This is a genomic window from Pseudomonas sp. CIP-10 (genome assembly GCF_020911845.1).
Lineage (GTDB): Bacteria > Pseudomonadota > Gammaproteobacteria > Pseudomonadales > Pseudomonadaceae > Aquipseudomonas > Aquipseudomonas alloputida.
In genome coordinates this window covers 511,567-529,242 of the sequence record NZ_CP087160.1, presented here as the reverse complement: position 1 = coordinate 529,242, position 17,676 = coordinate 511,567, and the positions used below count along the sequence as shown (strand labels likewise).

15 protein-coding genes are annotated in these 17,676 nt (G+C 62.6%); 2 read left to right on the top strand and 13 right to left on the bottom strand.

Annotated elements, in window-relative coordinates:
• Positions 1 to 5: 5 nt before the first annotated feature.
• Positions 6 to 599 carry an aminodeoxychorismate/anthranilate synthase component II gene (locus tag LMH93_RS02305; RefSeq protein WP_004574924.1) on the bottom strand — a complete coding sequence of 198 codons (594 nt, stop codon included), beginning with the start codon at positions 597 to 599 and terminating at the stop codon, positions 6 to 8.
• A gap of 367 nt (positions 600 to 966) precedes the next feature.
• Here LMH93_RS02305 and estP point away from each other — a divergent pair, with 367 nt between their 5' ends.
• A complete protein-coding gene (estP, locus tag LMH93_RS02300) occupies positions 967 to 2,856 on the top strand; it encodes an esterase EstP (RefSeq protein ID WP_230064807.1) in 1,890 nt (629 codons plus the stop codon).
• A 272-nt stretch (positions 2,857 to 3,128) separates the two neighbouring features.
• On the opposite strand, the gene trpE is transcribed toward estP, so the two are convergent.
• From trpE to LMH93_RS02255, 9 genes are all read right to left on the bottom strand, one after another.
• On the bottom strand, positions 3,129 to 4,610 hold the full coding sequence (trpE, locus tag LMH93_RS02295) for an anthranilate synthase component I (protein WP_003255536.1): 1,482 nt from the start codon (positions 4,608 to 4,610) through the stop codon (positions 3,129 to 3,131).
• A gap of 69 nt (positions 4,611 to 4,679) precedes the next feature.
• On the bottom strand, positions 4,680 to 5,498 hold the full coding sequence (locus LMH93_RS02290) for a phosphoglycolate phosphatase (protein ID WP_054888495.1): 819 nt from the start codon (positions 5,496 to 5,498) through the stop codon (positions 4,680 to 4,682).
• The gene (rpe, locus tag LMH93_RS02285; RefSeq protein WP_003255539.1) at positions 5,495 to 6,169 is read right to left on the bottom strand and encodes a ribulose-phosphate 3-epimerase; all 675 of its coding nucleotides are present in this window, start codon (positions 6,167 to 6,169) and stop codon (positions 5,495 to 5,497) included. The genes LMH93_RS02290 and rpe overlap by 4 nt, the downstream gene beginning before the upstream one ends.
• Positions 6,170 to 6,318: 149 nt before the next feature.
• Entirely contained in the window at positions 6,319 to 7,146 is an 828-nt protein-coding gene (locus tag LMH93_RS02280) for an ABC transporter permease (RefSeq protein ID WP_003255542.1), read from the bottom strand.
• A 10-nt stretch (positions 7,147 to 7,156) separates the two neighbouring features.
• Positions 7,157 to 8,404 (bottom strand): ABC transporter permease, encoded by a 1,248-nt coding sequence (locus LMH93_RS02275; RefSeq protein WP_010951751.1) that lies wholly within the window; start codon positions 8,402 to 8,404, stop codon positions 7,157 to 7,159.
• 60 nt (positions 8,405 to 8,464) lie between these two features.
• Positions 8,465 to 9,499, bottom strand: a complete 1,035-nt coding sequence (locus LMH93_RS02270; protein WP_108191989.1) for an ABC transporter substrate-binding protein — start codon at positions 9,497 to 9,499, stop codon at positions 8,465 to 8,467.
• Positions 9,500 to 9,539: 40 nt separating this feature from the next.
• Complete coding sequence (locus tag LMH93_RS02265) at positions 9,540 to 10,664, bottom strand: ABC transporter ATP-binding protein (RefSeq protein ID WP_003255547.1); 1,125 nt, start codon at positions 10,662 to 10,664, stop codon at positions 9,540 to 9,542.
• A 295-nt stretch (positions 10,665 to 10,959) separates the two neighbouring features.
• Positions 10,960 to 11,592, bottom strand: coding sequence for a response regulator (locus LMH93_RS02260; RefSeq protein WP_173401663.1), 633 nt, complete (start codon positions 11,590 to 11,592; stop codon positions 10,960 to 10,962).
• Positions 11,593 to 11,599: 7 nt separating this feature from the next.
• Positions 11,600 to 13,987, bottom strand: a complete 2,388-nt coding sequence (locus LMH93_RS02255; RefSeq protein ID WP_004576194.1) for a PAS domain-containing sensor histidine kinase — start codon at positions 13,985 to 13,987, stop codon at positions 11,600 to 11,602.
• Between the two features lie 95 nt (positions 13,988 to 14,082).
• On the opposite strand from LMH93_RS02255, the gene LMH93_RS02250 reads away from it, so the two are divergent.
• On the top strand, positions 14,083 to 15,081 hold the full coding sequence (locus LMH93_RS02250; protein ID WP_003255551.1) for an alpha/beta hydrolase family protein: 999 nt from the start codon (positions 14,083 to 14,085) through the stop codon (positions 15,079 to 15,081).
• Between the two features lie 27 nt (positions 15,082 to 15,108).
• Here LMH93_RS02250 and LMH93_RS02245 read toward each other — a convergent pair whose 3' ends face one another.
• The 3 genes from LMH93_RS02245 to LMH93_RS02235 are packed head-to-tail and all read right to left on the bottom strand — an operon-like array spanning position 15,109 to position 17,565.
• Positions 15,109 to 15,876, bottom strand: a complete 768-nt coding sequence (locus LMH93_RS02245; RefSeq protein WP_003255552.1) for a TerB family tellurite resistance protein — start codon at positions 15,874 to 15,876, stop codon at positions 15,109 to 15,111.
• Position 15,877: 1 nt separating this feature from the next.
• On the bottom strand, positions 15,878 to 16,549 hold the full coding sequence (gene murU / locus LMH93_RS02240) for an N-acetylmuramate alpha-1-phosphate uridylyltransferase MurU (RefSeq protein ID WP_108191992.1): 672 nt from the start codon (positions 16,547 to 16,549) through the stop codon (positions 15,878 to 15,880).
• Positions 16,546 to 17,565 carry an aminoglycoside phosphotransferase family protein gene (locus tag LMH93_RS02235; RefSeq protein WP_014755129.1) on the bottom strand — a complete coding sequence of 340 codons (1,020 nt, stop codon included), beginning with the start codon at positions 17,563 to 17,565 and terminating at the stop codon, positions 16,546 to 16,548. Before LMH93_RS02235 ends, murU begins: the two co-directional genes overlap by 4 nt.
• Positions 17,566 to 17,676 lie beyond the last annotated feature (111 nt).

The window sequence follows — 17,676 nt, the reverse complement described above, 5'->3', positions numbered from 1 at the left end:
GATCCTTAACGGCGGCCGCCGGTCTGCTTGAGGAAGTTGGCGAACAGTTCGTGGCCCTGCTCGGTCAGGATCGACTCAGGGTGGAATTGCACCCCTTCGATATTCAGCGTCTTGTGGCGCAGGCCCATGATCTCATCGACCGAACCGTCGGCATGGGAGGTCCAGGCGGTCACTTCCAGGCAGTCGGGCAAGGTTTCACGCTTTACCACCAGCGAGTGGTAACGGGTCACGGTCAGCGGGTTGTTAAGGCTGGCGAACACGCCCAGGTCGCGGTGATATACCGGGCTGGTCTTGCCGTGCATGACCTGGCGTGCACGTACAACGTCGCCGCCAAAGGCCTGCCCGATTGACTGGTGGCCCAGGCATACGCCGAGGATTGGCAACTTCCCGGCGAAATGCAGGATGGCCTCGATGGACACGCCCGCCTCGCTTGGGGTGCATGGGCCCGGGGATACGACGATGCGCTCAGGGTTGAGGGCCTCGATCTGAGCGATGGTCAATTCGTCATTGCGAATGACCTTGACCTCGGCACCCAGCTCGCCAAGGTACTGAACGACGTTGTAAGTGAATGAGTCGTAATTGTCGATCATCAGTAACATGGTGTTAAACCTCTTGAATCTACTGACTTCATGATTCGAACCTTCCTGCACCAGCCACAGGCGCGGCTTTGCCACAACAGGCGGTAAACGAGAAGGCAAACGGGGGCGGGCCGGGCGGGCCGGCAGGAGATAAAGTCAGGCGCGCCAACGCCAACGGGCGTGGGCCTTGATTACGCGCATCAAGAGTTTGCTGACGATCAACACAGGATAGGTCTCGCTCATACGTCCCGGCACAGTAGCCTACCGGGGCGACGGGCGCAATATGCCTGTAAACACGGGGAAACGAATGGACTTGGGAGCGAAGCACTACGATTTGCTAAGGTCGATGGGGTTGTCCTGATAAAAACAAAGAAAAGGATGTTCCCTGATGCGAAAAGCCCCGTTATTGCGCTTTACCCTCGCTTCACTGGCCTTGGCCTGTAGCCAGGCGTTGGCCGGCCCTTCGCCCTATTCAACCCTCATCGTGTTTGGCGACAGCCTCGCCGATGCAGGGCAGTTTCCCGACCTGAGCGGCGGTACCCCAGGCGCGCGTTTCACCAACCGCGATGCCGACGGCAACTTCGCTCCGGTGTCACCGATGATCCTCGGTGGCCGCCTGGGCGTCGCGCCTGGCGACCTGAACCCGTCGACATCCATAGGCATCCAGCCCGATGGTAATAACTGGGCAGTTGGCGGGTACACCACCCAACAGATCCTGGACTCGATCACGACAACGTCCGAGACCGTCATCCAACCAGGAAACCCCAATGCCGGGTTGGTGCTGCGCGAGCGCCCCGGCTACCTGGCCAACGGCCTGCGCGCCGACCCAAATGCCTTGTATTACCTGACAGGTGGCGGTAACGACTTCCTGCAGGGCCTGGTGAATAGCCCGGCCGACGCCGTAGCCGCCGGCGCCCGCCTGGCTGCCAGCGCCCAAGCCCTTCAGCAAGGAGGCGCGCGCTACATCATGGTCTGGCTGCTACCTGACCTCGGCCAAACGCCTAATTTCAGCGGCACGCCACAGCAAAACCCACTGTCACTGCTCTCCGCTGCGTTCAACCAGTCACTGATCAGCCAGCTAGGGCAGATCGATGCCCAGATCATTCCACTGAACATCCCTGTGCTGTTGAGCGAGGCGCTGTCCAGCCCCAGTCAGTTCGGCCTGGCCAGCGACCAGAACCTGGTCGGTACCTGCTACAGCGGCGATAGCTGCGTGGAAAACCCGGTGTACGGTATCAACGGCACAACGCCAGACCCGACCAAACTGCTGTTCAACGACTCGGTCCACCCGACCATCGCGGGTCAGCAGCTGATTGCCGATTACGCCTACTCGATCCTCGCAGCCCCCTGGGAACTGACCCTGCTACCGGAAATGGCCCACGCCAGCCTGCGGGCTCATCAGGATGAGTTGCGCAATCAGTGGCAGACGCCTTGGCAAGCCATTGGCCAATGGCAAGCCTTTGTCGCCAGTGGCGCTCAGGACCTGGACTTCGACGGCCAGCGCAGCGCGGCCAGCGGTGACGGCCGCGGCTACAACCTGACCGTGGGCGGCAGCTATCGCCTGAACGACGCCTGGCGCCTGGGCCTGGCCGGCGGTGCGTACCGGCAGAAGCTGGAAGCTGGCGAACAGGATTCGGACTACAAGCTGAACAGCTATATGGCCAGCGCCTTTGCCCAATACCGTCAGGATCGCTGGTGGGCCGACGCGGCGCTGACCGCCGGGCACTTGGACTACAGCGACCTCAAGCGTACCTTCGCCCTGGGCGTGAATGACCGCAGTGAAAAAGGCGACACCGACGGCGAGGCCTGGGCAATGTCCGGGCGGCTGGGCTACAACCTGGCGGCCGACACCAGCAACTGGCAGTTGGCACCTTTCATCAGTGCCGACTATGCGCGGGTGAAGGTGGATGGCTACGAAGAGAAGAGCGGGCGCTCGACGGCGCTTGGCTTCGATGACCAGGAGCGCACGTCACGTCGCCTGGGCGTGGGGCTGTTGGGCAGTGTGCAGGTACAGCCAAATACCCGGCTTTTTGCCGAGGTGGCGCAGGAGCATGAGTTCGAGGACGACGAGCAGGATGTGACGATGCACCTGACCAGCTTGCCGGCGAATGATTTCACCCTGACCGGGTATACGCCGCACAGCGACCTGACCCGGGCGAGCCTGGGTGTGAGCCATGAACTGGTGGCAGGGGTGCATTTGCGCGGGAACTACAATTGGCGCAAGAGTGATGAGTTGACGCAGCAGGGCGTTAGCGTGGGGGTTAGCGTGGACTTCTGAATTGCTGGGGGCCGCTTTGCGGCCCATTCGCGGGTAAACCCGCTCCTACGACGGCCCCGTATACCTGAGGCTTGCGCAACCCTTGTAGGAGCGGGTTTACCCGCGAATACGGTGGCGGCGGCAACGGTGATCCGCGGGTGGAGATTGGCCAGCAGGCCCGACCCATTCGCGGGTGAACCCGCTCCCACGACGGCCCCGTATACCTGAGGCTTGCGCATCCCTTGTAGGAGCGGGTTTACCCGCGAATGGGCTGCGCAGCAGCCCCAATCAATTTATCTGGCGGAAGTCTGCTCTGCCAACGCCACTGCACGGAACATCGCCCGGCGCTTGTTGATGGTTTCTTCCCATTCCAGCGCCGGCACCGAGTCGGCAACGATGCCGCCACCGGCCTGCACATGCAGCTCGCCATCCTTGATCACCGCAGTACGAATGGCAATTGCGGTATCCATGTTGCCGTTCCAGGCAAAATAGCCGACAGCACCGCCGTAAACCCCACGCTTGACCGGTTCCAGCTCGTCGATAATCTCCATCGCGCGGATCTTGGGCGCACCCGACAAGGTGCCAGCCGGCAGAATCGCCCGCAGTGCATCCATCGCCGTCAGGCCTTCACGCAGCTGGCCGGTAACGTTGGAAACAATGTGCATCACGTTGGAGTAACGCTCGATCACCATCTTCTCGGTCAGGCGCACACTGCCGGTCGAAGACACACGGCCGACATCGTTGCGGCCCAGATCGATCAGCATCAGGTGCTCGGCAATTTCCTTGTCGTCCGACAGCAGGTCGTCTTCCAGCGCACGATCGGCCTCTTCGGTCGCACCACGCGGGCGGGTACCGGCAATCGGGCGCACGGTGACCAGGTTGTCCTCGACACGTACCAGCACTTCGGGCGAGCTGCCGACCACATGGAAGTCACCGAAGTTGAAGAAGTACATATATGGCGTCGGGTTGAAGCAGCGTAGCGCGCGATACAGGTCGATAGGCGCAGCCTTGAAGTCGATCGACATGCGCTGCGACGGCACCACCTGCATACAGTCCCCGGCCAGGATGTATTCCTTGATACGACCGACGGCGTTTTCGTAATCCTCGCGGGTGTAGCTGGAGCGGAACGCCGGCTCGGCCGCCGGCGGGCCGCTCAGGTCCAGGCCGCGGCGTGGGGTGATTGGCTGGCGCAAGGTTTCCAGCAAACCTTGCAGACGTGCCTGGCCCTGTTCGAAGGCCTGATCTTCAGCGGGGTCGACCAACACGATGGCGTGCATCTTGCCCGCCAGGTTGTCGAACACCACCACCGCGTCGGACACCATCAGCAGGATATCCGGTACGCCCAGCGGGTCCGGGTTGGGGCTGGCGCCCAGACGCTTTTCTACATAACGAACGCAGTCGTAGCCAAAGTAGCCAACCAGGCCGCCATTGAAACGCGGCAGGCCAGGGATATCGGCAACTTTGTAGCGGTCCTTGAAGGTTTCAACGAATGCCAGCGGGTCTTCGACCTCGCAGCTTTCCACCTCGACGCCATCGTGCAGGATGCTGACATGGTAGCCATGCACACGCATCACGGTGCGCGATGGCAAGCCGATCATCGAGTAACGGCCCCACTTCTCGCCGCCCTGCACCGATTCGAGCAGGTACGAGTTGGGCTGGTCAGCCAGTTTCAGGTAGATCGACAGCGGCGTGTCGAAGTCGGCCAAGGTTTCACAGGCCAAGGGAATACGGTTGTAGCCGGCAGCGGCCAGGCGCAGGAATTCTTCGCGGTTCATGAGTGGTCTCGTGGCAAGCAGCAATAGGTCAGGCAAACGGACGGGCCGGCACACGCCGGCAGGCTGAAGTCAGGCGCGCCAACGCCAACGGGCCAAGGCCTTGATGACTTTCATCCAGAATTTGCCAGTAACCGCCACGGTGGACTCTCTGTCTTGTGAGGCTTGAAGGTCCGCCAACGTTATCCCAGTGGCCGGGTCTGCGCAACCGGGCAGCAATGCGCGCAGGTCGTCGATTACCAGGCTGGGGGATTCGTCGTCGATCGGCCGGCCATGGTTATAGCCGTAGGTCAGGCCCACGCATTGCACGCCAGCCGCCTTGGCCGCCTGCACGTCACTGCGCGAATCACCGACAAACAGGGACTGCTGCGGGGTGACACCGGCCATCTGCATGACGAACAGCAACGCCGCCGGGTCGGGCTTTTTCTGCGGCAGGGTGTCGCCACCAATGATCCAGCGGAAGAAATTACCGATCTTCATCTGGTCCAGCAGCGGGCCAACAAAGCGCTCAGGCTTGTTGGTAATCAGCGCCATCTCCACGCCCTGCTTGCGCAGCCAGCGCAGGGTGTCGCGCACGCCAGGATAGACCACGGTAAGTTCATGGCTTTCGGCATAAGCGTCCATGAACAGCGCCAGCGCCTGTTCTGCCAGCGCATCGTCCACGTCGGCATGGTCGATGCCGCCCGCCAACGCGCGGCGCACCAGCACCTGGGCGCCATTGCCAACCCAGTGGCGCACCGCCTCAAGGCCAGCAGGCGGGCGCCCCAGTTCGAGCAGCATGCGGTCCACAGCGGCGGCCAGGTCAGGCACGGAATCGATCAGGGTACCGTCCAGATCGAACATTACCAGCCTTGGCAGCGCCCCCGGGAACAGCTGCTCGAAGCCACTCATGGGCGGGCCAGGGCCAGTTCGGCGCGCATCTTGGCGATCACTTCCTGGTAGTCCGGGGCGTTGAAGATCGCCGAGCCGGCCACGAAGGTATCGGCGCCAGCGGCAGCGATCTCGCGGATGTTGTTGACGTTCACGCCACCATCGATCTCCAGACGGATATCACGGCCACTGGCGTCGATCAGCGCACGCGCTTCGCGCAGCTTGTCGAGGGTGCCGGGGATGAACTTCTGCCCGCCGAAGCCTGGGTTGACGCTCATCAGCAGCACCATGTCGATCTTGTCCATCACATACTTCAGGGCGTCCAGGCTGGTGGCCGGGTTGAACACCAGGCCGGCCTTGCAACCACCATCCTTGATCAGCTGAAGCGAACGGTCGATGTGCTGCGTGGCTTCAGGGTGGAAGGTGATGTAGGTGGCACCCGCTTCGATAAAGTCGCCAATGATGCGGTCAACCGGGCTGACCATCAGGTGCACGTCGATCGGCGCAGTAACGCCGTACTTGCGCAGAGCGGTGCAAACCATCGGACCGATGGTCAGGTTGGGGACATAGTGATTGTCCATGACATCGAAGTGGACGATGTCTGCACCCGCAGCCAATACCTTGTCGACGTCCTCACCCAGGCGGGCAAAATCGGCAGAGAGAATGGAGGGGGCAATAGCGTAGGGCTGCATGGCGCACCTGTTGGCAGAGTCACGGTGGCGCGCATTGTAACTCAGGGAAAGCGATGAAGGCTGATTGGTATCAATTGGTGTCGACCAGCGCAACCTGTGCCGGCCTCCGCGACTTTAGCCGCGAAGAGGCCGGCACAGGCAACCCATCATCAAGCTGGCTGTTGAGTCCTCAGCTTCTCACTACGCCCACGCAACCATTCCAGGGTCAGCAGCAACAACACCGAAAACGCAATCAGCAAGGTCGCCGCCGCGGCAATGGTCGGGCTCAGGTTCTCGCGAATACCACTGAACATCTGCCGCGGCAGAGTTGCCTGTTCCGGCCCGGCGAGGAACAGCGTCACCACCACCTCGTCAAACGAGGTGGCAAAGGCAAACAAGGCGCCCGAGATGACACCGGGCGCGATCAGCGGCAGGGTCACCCGGCGGAAAGCCAGCAGAGGCGAGGCTCCCAGGCTGGCCGCCGCACGCACCAGATTGTAGTTGAACCCCTGTAGCGTCGCCGACACGGTAATGATGACGAACGGCACACCCAGTACCGCATGCACCAGAATCAGCGAGGTGAAACTGTTGCCCATGCCCAGAGGGGCGAAGAACAGGTAACTGGCCACCCCGATGATCACTACCGGCACCACCATGGGCGAGATCACCAGCGCCATCACCAGCGACTTGCCGGGGAAATCGCCACGGGTCAGGCCGATGGCCGCCAACGTGCCGAACACCATGGCCAGCACCGTGGCCGCTGGGGCAACGATGATGCTGTTTTTCAACGCCCGCATCCATTCGGCCGAGCCGAAGAAGTCCTGATACCACTGCAGCGAGAAGCCCTGCAGCGGGTACACCAGGAAGCTGCCACTGTTGAACGACAGCGGCACGATCACCAGCACTGGCAAGATCAGGAACAGCAGGATCAAGCCGCAGAGAATACGCAGGCTGTAGAACCAGACCCGCTCCACGGGCGACATGTATGGGCTCAGCATGACAGGCTCCTCAGCTCAGGCGCAGACGGCTGGCGCCGACCAGCCAGCTATAGATCAGGTACAACAGCACGGTCGCCAGCAGCAACAGCCCGCCCAGTGCGGTGGCCATGCCCCAGTTGATGCTGGTGTTGGTGTAGAAGGCGACGAAGTAGCTGACCATCTGATCGTTGGGGCTACCTAGCAGCGCCGGGGTGATGTAGTAACCGATGGCAAGGATGAACACCAGCAGGCAACCGGCGCCAACACCGGCGTAAGTCTGCGGGAAGTACACCCGCCAGAAACTGGCGAACGGGTGGCAGCCCAGCGAGATCGCCGCACGCATGTAGCTCGGGGAAATACCCTTCATCACGCTGTACAGCGGCAGGATCATGAACGGCAGCAGGATGTGCACCATCGAGATGTAGACACCTGTGCGGTTGAACACCAGCTCCAGCGGCTGGTCGATGATGCCCATGGCCATCAGCGCGCTGTTGATCAGCCCGCCCGACTGCAGCAGCACGATCCAGGCCGCCACCCGCACCAGGATCGATGTCCAGAAAGGCAACAGCACCAGAATCATCAGCAGGTTGCTCTGCCGGGTCGGCAGGTTGGCCAACAAGTAGGCCAGTGGGTAGGCCAGTACCAGGCAGATAGTGGTAATCACCACCCCCATCCACAGGGTACGGACAAAAATGTCCAGGTAAATGGCCTGGTCCGGGGTGGCCTTGGCCAGCTCACCAAGGTCATCGATGCGATGGTCCACCGAGGCCAGCAGGTAGAAAGAAGTCACCGAACTGGTATTGCGGCGTATCGCCTGCCAATAAGCCGGGTCGCCCCAACGCTCGTCGACAGCCTGCAACGCCTCTTTATAAGAGGCAGGCTCAGCCTTGAAGGGCAGTGCACGGGCAGTCTTGGTCAACAAGCTGCGGTAACCGGCCAGCTCCATGTTCAAGCGTTTGGAGAGGTCACCAAGGGTCTGGTTCTTGCGCGACTCGGCCAAATCCTGGCTCAACGCCTTGTAAACGTCCTCGCCTGGCAGGCTTTTGCCATCCCACTGGCTGATGATTTCCACCGTGCGCGGCAGGCCGCCGACCACTTCAGGGTTGCCGACGCTCTTGTACAGCAGCGCCGCAATCGGCACCAGGAACACCAGCAGAAGAAACAGCGCCAGCGGCGCGATCAACGCCTGCGCCTTCCAGCGGTTGACCCGCTCGGCGTGTTTGAGGCGCTGCTTGAGACTTGGACCTGCGCCTTCGTTGAGGGGCACTGCAATGGCCATGGCGAACTCCGCAATACAGGCTGAATTGGGGGCCGCGTTGCGGCCCCACACACTGGACGTTTACTTCTTCGCCGCCCAGGCGTTGAAGCGTTGCTCCAGCTGCTCGCTGTTGTCGGCCCAGAACGCCACGTCGATCTGCACCTGGTTGGCAATGTTCTCAGGCGTGGTCGGCATGTCTTTCTTCACGTCGTCCGACAGCAGGCTCACGGCCTTGGAGTTGGCCGGGCCATAGGCGATGTTTTCGGAGTAGATCTTCTGCTGCTCGGGCTTGACGCTGTAGGCGATGAACTTCTTCGCCTCTTCGACGTTTTTGGCGCCTTTAGGAATTGCCCATGCATCGAAGTCGTAGATGCCGCCGTTCCACACCACCTTGAGGTTGCTCTCTTTCTGCACAGCGGCAATACGGCCGTTGTAGGCAGAGCTCATGACCACGTCGCCAGAGGCCAGGAACTGCGGTGGCTGTGCACCCGCTTCCCACCACTGGATGCTGGGCTTGAGTTCGTCGAGTTTCTTGAAGGCGCGGTCCTGGCCTTCCTTGGTTGCCAGCACTTTGTAGACGTCCTTGGGCGCAACGCCGTCGGCCATCAGTGCAAATTCCATTGTGTACTTGGCGCCCTTGCGCAGGCCGCGCTTGCCCGGGAACTGCTTGGTGTCCCAGAAATCGGCCCAGCTGGTGGGGGCGGTCTTGAGCTTGTCGGCGTTGTAGGCCATGACCGTGGACCAGACGAAGAAGCCCACGCCGCAAGGCTGAATGGCACCAGGCACGTAGTCGGCCTCATCGCCGAACAGGGCTGGGTCGAGCTCTTCGAACATGCCCTCGTCGCAGCCGCGCGCCAGCTCTGGCGACTCAACCTCTACCAGGTTCCACGACACACTCTTGGTGTCGACCATCGCCTTGACCTTGGCCATTTCGCCGTTGTACTCACCCGCGACAATCTTGCCATTACCCGCTTTTTCCCAGGGTTCGTAGAACGCTTTGACCTGGGCAGCCTTGTTGGCGCCCCCGAACGAGATCACGGTGAGGTCTGCGGCCATGGCCTGGCCAGCGGTGAACAGCCCCAAAGCCAGGGCGGTCAGTTTCAACTGCTTGCGCATTATTATTCTCTCCACAGTACAGGGTTGGTGAAGCAATCCATCAATGGGCTTCGGCAATCGGATCGAGCGCGCGGGCGTGCTCCACCTCCCAGCCCAGCGGTACCACATCGCCCACGGCCAACGCCGGGTCGAGCTCGGCAATGGGCTGCTTCACGAAGAAGTCGCCTTTGCCGCAAACCTCCAGACGCACCCGCACGTGGTCGCCCAGGTAAATGAATTCGGCCACCCGGCCAGAGAACCGGTTCACGCAGCTTTCACTGTGGCCGTTCAGACGCACGCGCTCCGGGCGTATCGACAGGGTCACCGGCTCGCCGGCCTGGCCGACATTCACCGCCAGCGCCTCGACCCGCTCACCGCGAGGCAACTGCACCTGGCAACGTTTGCCATCGCTGGCCAGCAGGGTGCCGCTGATGCGGTTGTTCTCGCCGATGAAGTTGGCGACGAAGGTGTTGCAAGGCTCTTCGTACAGCGTGCGCGGGTCGGCGATCTGCTGGATTTCGCCCTGGTGGAACACCGCCACGCGGTCGGACATGGTCAGCGCTTCGCCCTGGTCGTGGGTCACGTACACCACGGTTACACCCAGGCGCTGGTGAATGTGCTTGATCTCCATCTGCATGTGTTCGCGTAGCTGCTTGTCCAGCGCGCCAAGTGGCTCATCCATCAGCACCAGTTGCGGCTCGAACACCAATGCCCGGGCCAGCGCCACACGCTGCTGCTGGCCGCCAGACAGCTGGCCGGGGTAGCGTTTGGCGAAAGCGTCGAGCTGGACCATGTTCAGCACACGTTTGACCCGCTCGCTGATGTCGGTCTTGCTCAGGTTGCGCACGGTCAGCGGAAAGGCCAGGTTCTCGGCCACGGTCATGTGCGGAAACAGCGCGTAGTTCTGGAACACCATGCCGATATCACGCTTGTGCGGCGGCACGTTGTTGATCGAGCGGCCGCCAAGCTGGATTTCACCGGCGGTGGGGGTCTCGAAGCCCGCCAGCATCATCAGGCTGGTGGTCTTGCCCGAGCCGGACGGGCCAAGCAGGGTGAGGAACTCGCCCTTGCGGATATCCAGGTTGAGGTCTTTGACGATCAGCGACTCGCCGTCGTAGCTCTTCTGCACACCACGGAAGCTGACCAGCGTTTCGCCGGTTGCAGCGTTCGACTTCGCCTCGCTCATGCCTGCACCTTCTTGTTGGATGACTGCGTAGGCAAAAGAGTAGAAGAGACGCAAGCGCCCGAAAATCGGGGGTACTGAGAGAATGCCATCATCCGGATGGAAGATTTGTTGTAGGGATCGCCCTACAAGGATGGCGGGATTGGAATGCCCTTGCGAGCCAACCACGAAACCTGTGGGAGCGGGCATGCCCGCGAAGAGGCCGGCTCAGCCATAGAGATCAGCAGGCCAGGCCCGTTCGCGGGCATGCCCGCTCCCACAGAGGCTTCGGGAAGTTTCGGGCACCCGTATGTCGCAATCAGACCAGCTTGTGCTCCATGGCGTACTTCACCAGCTCCGCCAGCGAGTTCACTTTCAACTTCTGCATCAGGCGTGCCTTGTGGGTGCTGATGGTCTTGCTCGACAGCGCCAACTGCTGGGCGATGTCGTTGACGTTGGCGCCTTGGGCCAGGCGCTCGAACACCGAAAACTCCCGCTCCGAGAGCAATGTGTGCAACGGCCGGGATTCGGTGAGGCCTACTTCGAACACCATGCGGTCGGCCAGCGACGGGTCGATATAACGCCCGCCACCGGCCACCCGACGAATCGCTGTCAACAACAACGCCGGATCACTGTCTTTGGTGGCATAGCCCGCCGCACCGGCCTTCAGCGCCCGCGCCGCCATCTGTGCCTCATCGTGCATCGACAACATCAGGATCGCTGGAGCATCGTGCAGCGCACGGATACGCGGGATCGCCTCCAGGCCGTTCACACCCGGCATCGAGATATCCAGCAGTACCACCTCGCACGGTGTGTGGCGCAGGGTTTCGAGCAACTGCTCGCCATTACCGGCCTCCCCCGCCACTTGCATGTCCTTGGCCAGGCCAATCAACTGCTTGATGCCTTCACGGACAATGGTGTGGTCTTCGGCCACCAGTACTCGAATCACGATTGCTCTCCTACTCCAACGGAATGGCCACGCTCAGGCTGGTGCCTTCGCCCGGCTCGCTTTCCAGCGTCATGCTCCCCCCCAGCATCAGCACCCGCTCGCGCACACCCACCAGGCCAAACGAGGTAGGCCGGGTCTGCTCGCGGCAAAAGCCTTGGCCATCATCACTGACCGTCATGCGCAACTGTCCGCCCTCACGTACCAGCTCAATCTCTACGCTGTGCGCCTGGGCGTGACGCATCACATTGGTCAGCGCCTCCTGGAGGATACGAAACAGCCCGGTGGCCTTGGCATCACTCAATGCTGGCAGATTATCGGGCACTTGCACCAGACAGGGGATTTGCGTGCGAGCCTCGAAACGCCGCGCCTGCCATTCGATGGCCGAGGCAATGCCGGCATCGAGGATCGGCGGACGCAAGGCAGTGGCGACATCGCGGACCAACTGGAACAACTGGGCAATCAGGCGTTTCATGCTCGCCAGGCGATCATTCAGGCCAGGGTCCAGCTCGGCATAGGCCAGCTCGCACATCGACACTTCCAGCTTGAGCACGGTCAGCATCTGCCCCAGCTCATCATGCACTTCCCGGGCGATACGGGCTTTTTCTTCTTCACGCACGCTCTCCAGGTGGGCCGAGAGTTCGCGCAGCTGCTCCTGGGACTTTGCCAGCGCCAGCTCGGCCCGCTTGCCCTGTGTGATGTCCCAGACTACACCGTCCCACACCACCTGGCCGTTGCCCAGATGCCGGGCGCTGGCCTTGATATCGGCCCAGCGCTGTTCGCCCTGCCGGGTGAGGATGCGCCCCTGCCAGGACCAGTCCTGGTCGCTGGCCAGGGCCAGGTCCTGCACCCTGTGATAATCAGCACGGTCCTCGGGGTGCACCAGGTTGCGCAGGCCCATCTGCGGGTGCTGGATCTCGCTAGGTGCATAACCCACCAATGCCTCGCTACCCTCACTGATATAGGGGAACTCCAGATCGCCCTCGGCTGGGTCACGTTCCAGGCGAAACACCAACCCTGGTACGTTGCCAGCAATGCCCTTGAGCCGCGCCTCACTTTCGCGAAGGGCCGCCAAGGCACGGTGGCGCTCAGTGACATCGGCGAGGTAGACCACCAGATATTCGGAATCACGAAAGCGCAGAAAGCTCAGTGACAGCTCCACGGGTAGCAAGCTTTGATCAGCCCGCCGGCATTGCGTCTCAAACTGACCGACACCCCCCGCCCCTGTCCGCGCCCCTTTCCACAGCTCCAGCCAACGGTCCATGTTCAGGCTCGGCTCGAAGTCGCTCAGCGGCCGCTCCAGCAACGCCCCTTCGCTGTAGCCCAACATGCGCTCGGCGGCATGGTTGGCGTAACGCACATGGCTGTCCCAGTTGACCCAGAGGATACCCACGGTGCTCTGATCGATGGCGAACTGGCTCAGGCGCAACGCCTCTTCGCGCACCTGGCGCTCAACAAGGCTCTCCCGCGCGGCCAACAGGCTGCGCTCCAGCTGGCGTTGCTGACGGCGTTGCCACACCAGCGTGGCCAAGGCACACAACAGCAACAGACCGAACAGCAAGGCCATGTTCTGCCAGAAGCCCGGCGACTCGCTCAGGCGCGGGTACTTCGGCTGCAACCAGCGCTGATGCAGTTGTTCCAGCTCCTTGGCCGGCACTGCCTGCAAGCCACGTTCAAGTACATCGGCCAGCAGCGGCCAGTCGCGCCGCGAACCGATACGCAACAGCTGCGGCAGGCCAATATCGCCGACCACCGCCAGCTCACCGAACTCGCTCTCGCGCGACAGGCGGCTGAGCTGCGCTTCATCCAGCACGGCGAAACTGGCCTGGCCACCTACCACCAGTTGCAAGGCCTCACGATCGTCGGGCACCCCCTGCAGGTTGAGGTTGCCGTAGTTGCCGCGCAGGTAATCCGCCAGCGGGCTGGGCATGCGCACCGCCACGCGTTGCTCGGCTTCAAGCTTTTCCAGCTCCACGGCCATGGCCCCGGTGCGCGGCCCCACCACCAGCTGTGGCACGCGCATGTACGGGTCGCTAAATAGCCACAGGCGCAGGCTGGCTGGCGTCTGGGTAAGGCCAGGGGCGAAGTCGATTTCGCCGCTTTGCAGGGCATGCTCCAAACTGGCCTGGTCACTGAAGTTACGCCAGGTGAGGTCCAGCCGCAGCGCCTGCGCCAAGCTGTTCACCAGCTCCACATTGGCCCCATACAGTTGCTGCAGACGCCGGTCGAACTGGGCGTAGGGCGCCTGCAACACCAGGCCGACACGCAGGCTGCGGTGGGTGTCCAGCCACTGCTGCTGGTCAGGCTCCAGCACCACAGAGGGCAGCGCCTCGGGCTTGGCCCAGGCAATCAAGGGCAGCCACAAGCAGCCGATAACCAACAGGCGACGCACTCGCTTCATCTATACGCTCGACTTGGCAAAGACGGCCATGCAGCATGGCCGTCACGGGCAAATACTATTAGGCTGCCGGTTTCATTCTGGCCTTGGGTTGACTCATGTCCACACTTTATCGCACGACGCTGGCAATGTGCTGCCTGGCCTCGGTCCTTCCACTCGGCGCCCTGGCCGCCGATGCCGAAAAACCACCTGCAAATACCATGGCACCGGCTGCCGAGGCCCCACGCCCACCCTTGCTGGAACGCAGCCAGGAGGATGCACTGGCGCTGGAGCGGCTGCTGCCCAAGGCTGAGCAGCAGACCCTGCAGGCCGGTGCCGACAGCTTCCTGGCCCTGTGGAAGCCGGCCAACGACAACGATCCGCAAGGGGCGGTGATCATTGTCCCCGGTGCAGGCGAAACGGCCGACTGGCCAAATGCAGTCGGCCCACTGCGGCAAAAATTCCCTGATATCGGCTGGCACAGCCTCAGCGTAAGCCTGCCCGACCTGCTCGCAGACAGCCCGCAAGCACGGGTCGAAGCCACACCACCGGCAGCGCCTGCGCCAGACAAAGGCGAAAGCGCACCGGTCAAAGACGTGCCGGCCGACGCCAACGCCAACGTGGCCCAAGCCACCGCGGCCGATGCCGATACAGCAGAAAGCACCGATGCCGAACAAGCCAGCGAGCAGGCCGACCCGGCAGATGCCGAACGCATCTTCGCCCGCCTGGATGCCGCCGTGGCGTTCGCCCAACAACACAATGCCCGCAGCATCGTACTGATCGGCCATGGTAGCGGTGCATATTGGGCGGCGCGCTACCTGAGCGAGAAGCAGCCACCGCAGGTACAAAAACTGGTGATGGTCGCTGCACAGACCCCTGCACGGGTGGAGCAGGACCTGGAAAGCCTGGCCCCAACCTTGAAGGTACCCACAGCCGATATCTACTACGCCACCCGCAGCGCTGACCGCAACGCAGCCCAGCAACGGCTGCAGGCCAGCAAGCGGCAGAAGGATAGCCAGTACCGACAATTGTCATTGATTGCCATGCCAGCAAACAAAGCGGCGGAACAAGAGCAATTGTTCCGCCGGGTGCGGGGGTGGATGAGCCCTCAGGGCTGAGTTCGGCTTGATCCTTGTGGCGGGGCGTCAAAGGCCGCGCCGCTTGCGGATCATGGCATAGGCCTGGTGCAACTCACGGGTGCGCGCGGTCGCTTCACGCACCTGCGCCTCGCTGGCACCAGTACCCGCCAGCTTGTCCGGGTGATGCCGACTGACAAGCCGACGATACGCCTGCTTGACCTTATCGGTGTCGGTGTCTGCGTCCACCGCCAGCAAGCGCAACGCTGCCGCGTAGGTCATGGGCACGCTTTCTGCGCCCGTGGCCTTGCGCGGCTCGTACTCCAGCGACATGGCCTGCACCTGGCGTCGGCTCATGCCCAGCTTCTGCCCCCAGTCCAGCAGCAACTCACGCTCCTTGTTGCCCATCTTGCCGTCAGCCCAGACCATGCGCCAACACGCCCGCAAGGTACCTTCCGCCGCGTGGGGCTGCTGACTGATGCGCCGCAGGTGCCCGCCAAGCCGGTCCTTGCCCGCCTTGCCACGGTTGAACGCATTGATGGCGCGCAGCCGGGCTGCCTCGGCCAGGTCCAGGCGCACCATCTCCTGACGCGCCTGCTGGATATGCTGCTCGGCTACCCGGCCATCGCACTTGGCCAGGCGCCCAAGCATCACGAACAACAACTCGTCGTCGCGTAATGCAGGGCGCCCACCCAGGCGTTCGCGCATGTCTTCCCAGCCTTGCAAGCGCAGCCGGCGGTCAATGGCCTGCCCAAGCAACGCACCGAGCAAGGCACCCGGTATGCTCGCAACGGCAAAACCGGCACTCACACCAATCACCGTGCCTGGCCACCACATGTCAGGCGCGCTCGCCAATCAGAGACTCAGCCTCGGCCAGGCGTTCAAGCGTGCCAACATCCACCCAGTGCCCACGGTAGTGTTCGCCAGATACCTTGCCGGCCGCCATCGCCTGGCGCAGCAACGGTGCCAGCTTGAAGGCACCCGCCTGGCAACCTTCGAACAGCGCCGGGTGCAGCACCGAAATGCCGCTGAAGGTCAGCGTGCCTGGCGCGTCATCGCCGTCAACGACCTGCTCGCCCATCAGGCGGAAGTCACCGCGGCCGTGATGGCCAGGGTTGTCGACCAGCACCAGGTGAGCCAGACCTTGCAGGGGAACCTGCAGACGCGCGAAGTCGTAGTCGGTCCACACATCGCCATTCACCAGCAGGAACGGCGCCTCACCCAACAAAGGCAGGGCCTTGAAGATGCCGCCGCCGGTTTCCAGCGGTTCACCTTCAGGTGAATAGCGGATGCTCAGGCCGAAGCGGCTACCGTCGCCCAGATGGTCCTCGATCTGCTGACCAAGCCAGGCATGGTTGATCACCACTTCGGTCACGCCCGCTGCCGCCAGGGCGCGCAGGTGGTACTCGATCAGCGGCTGGCCGGCGACCGGGACCAACGGTTTTGGGGTGTGCAGGGTCAGCGGGCGCATGCGCTCGCCCTTCCCCGCAGCCAGGATCATGGCCTTCATGCACGCGCTCCGGCCTGCAACTCGGCAATCAGCTCACCCAGCTCCGCCAATTCGGGCCGGCGACCGATCACTTCATTTATATAGGCGAAGAAACGCGGCACGTCGCCCAGGTAACGCGGCTTGCCGTCGCGGTGGCAGATACGGGCGAAGATACCGATCACCTTCAGGTGCCGCTGCACGCCCATCAGGTCACTGGCGCGGTGGAAGGCTTCGAACTCGGCGTGCACCGGGATGCCAGCCGCCTGCGCCTGCTGCCAGTAGTCGCTCAGCCAACCTTCGACCCGCGCCTGCGGCCAGCTGACAAAGGCGTCCTTGAACAGGCAGGTAATATCGTAGGTGACCGGGCCGTATACCGCATCCTGAAAGTCCAGCACACCAGGGTTGGGGGTGCTCTGCATCAGGTTGCGCGGCATGTAGTCACGGTGTACCAGCACCTTGGGTTGCGCCAGGGCGCTGTCGATCAGCAACTGGCTGACGCGCTGCCAGGTGGCCTTCTGTGCATCGGTGAAGGTCAGGCCCAGCTCACGCCCCACGTACCATTCGGGGAACAGTTCCACTTCACGGCGCAGCAGGGCGTCGTCGTAGCTGGGCAGCGGCGCGTCCATCGGCAAACGCTGGAACTTCAGAAGGGCATCGATGGCGTCGGCGAACAGGCCATCGGCGTTGTCGGCATTGATGATGTCAAGGTATGTCTGAGTGCCCAGATCCCCAAGCAACAAAAAGCCGCGTTCCAGGTCCTGGGCGTGGATCAGCGGCACATGGACGTCAGCACTGGCCAGCAGGTGGTCGATGGCGACGAACGGTCGGCAGTTCTCCTGCGGGGGGGGCGCATCCATGATCACGAAACTGTGGCCAGCGCCCTGCCAGCGGAAATAGCGGCGGAAGCTGGCGTCGCTGCTGGCAGCGGTCAAGCTGCCTGCAGGCACCTCGCCCCAGGCGTTGTCACGGAAAAGATCATTGAGCTGTTCATCGAGCCAGACCGTCAGTTGTTGCAGGCGTACATCGTGTTCAGGCATTGCAAGGGTCTCCGACGGCCCTAGCCGTCAAGCGGGTCATGCTTTATTATCCAGCATCTTTTTCAGACCATCGAGAGGCGTGCGGCCCCACACGCGGGCAGATGGCACGCA

Excerpts from the sequence above, each read along its gene's own strand:
- LMH93_RS02280 (WP_003255542.1), bottom strand. The coding sequence starts at position 7,146 with ATGCTGAGCCCATACATGTCGCCCGTGGAGCGGGTCTGGTTCTACAGC.
- LMH93_RS02245 (WP_003255552.1), bottom strand. The coding sequence starts at position 15,876 with ATGTGGTGGCCAGGCACGGTGATTGGTGTGAGTGCCGGTTTTGCCGTT.
- LMH93_RS02235 (WP_014755129.1), bottom strand. The coding sequence starts at position 17,565 with ATGCCTGAACACGATGTACGCCTGCAACAACTGACGGTCTGGCTCGAT.
- LMH93_RS02290 (WP_054888495.1), bottom strand. The coding sequence starts at position 5,498 with ATGAGTGGCTTCGAGCAGCTGTTCCCGGGGGCGCTGCCAAGGCTGGTA.
- LMH93_RS02250 (WP_003255551.1), top strand. The coding sequence starts at position 14,083 with ATGTCCACACTTTATCGCACGACGCTGGCAATGTGCTGCCTGGCCTCG.
- LMH93_RS02275 (WP_010951751.1), bottom strand. The coding sequence starts at position 8,404 with ATGGCCATTGCAGTGCCCCTCAACGAAGGCGCAGGTCCAAGTCTCAAG.
- murU (WP_108191992.1), bottom strand. The coding sequence starts at position 16,549 with ATGAAGGCCATGATCCTGGCTGCGGGGAAGGGCGAGCGCATGCGCCCG.
- LMH93_RS02265 (WP_003255547.1), bottom strand. The coding sequence starts at position 10,664 with ATGAGCGAGGCGAAGTCGAACGCTGCAACCGGCGAAACGCTGGTCAGC.
- LMH93_RS02255 (WP_004576194.1), bottom strand. The coding sequence starts at position 13,987 with ATGAAGCGAGTGCGTCGCCTGTTGGTTATCGGCTGCTTGTGGCTGCCC.
- LMH93_RS02305 (WP_004574924.1), bottom strand. The coding sequence starts at position 599 with ATGTTACTGATGATCGACAATTACGACTCATTCACTTACAACGTCGTT.
- trpE (WP_003255536.1), bottom strand. The coding sequence starts at position 4,610 with ATGAACCGCGAAGAATTCCTGCGCCTGGCCGCTGCCGGCTACAACCGT.
- estP (WP_230064807.1), top strand. The coding sequence starts at position 967 with ATGCGAAAAGCCCCGTTATTGCGCTTTACCCTCGCTTCACTGGCCTTG.
- LMH93_RS02270 (WP_108191989.1), bottom strand. The coding sequence starts at position 9,499 with ATGCGCAAGCAGTTGAAACTGACCGCCCTGGCTTTGGGGCTGTTCACC.
- rpe (WP_003255539.1), bottom strand. The coding sequence starts at position 6,169 with ATGCAGCCCTACGCTATTGCCCCCTCCATTCTCTCTGCCGATTTTGCC.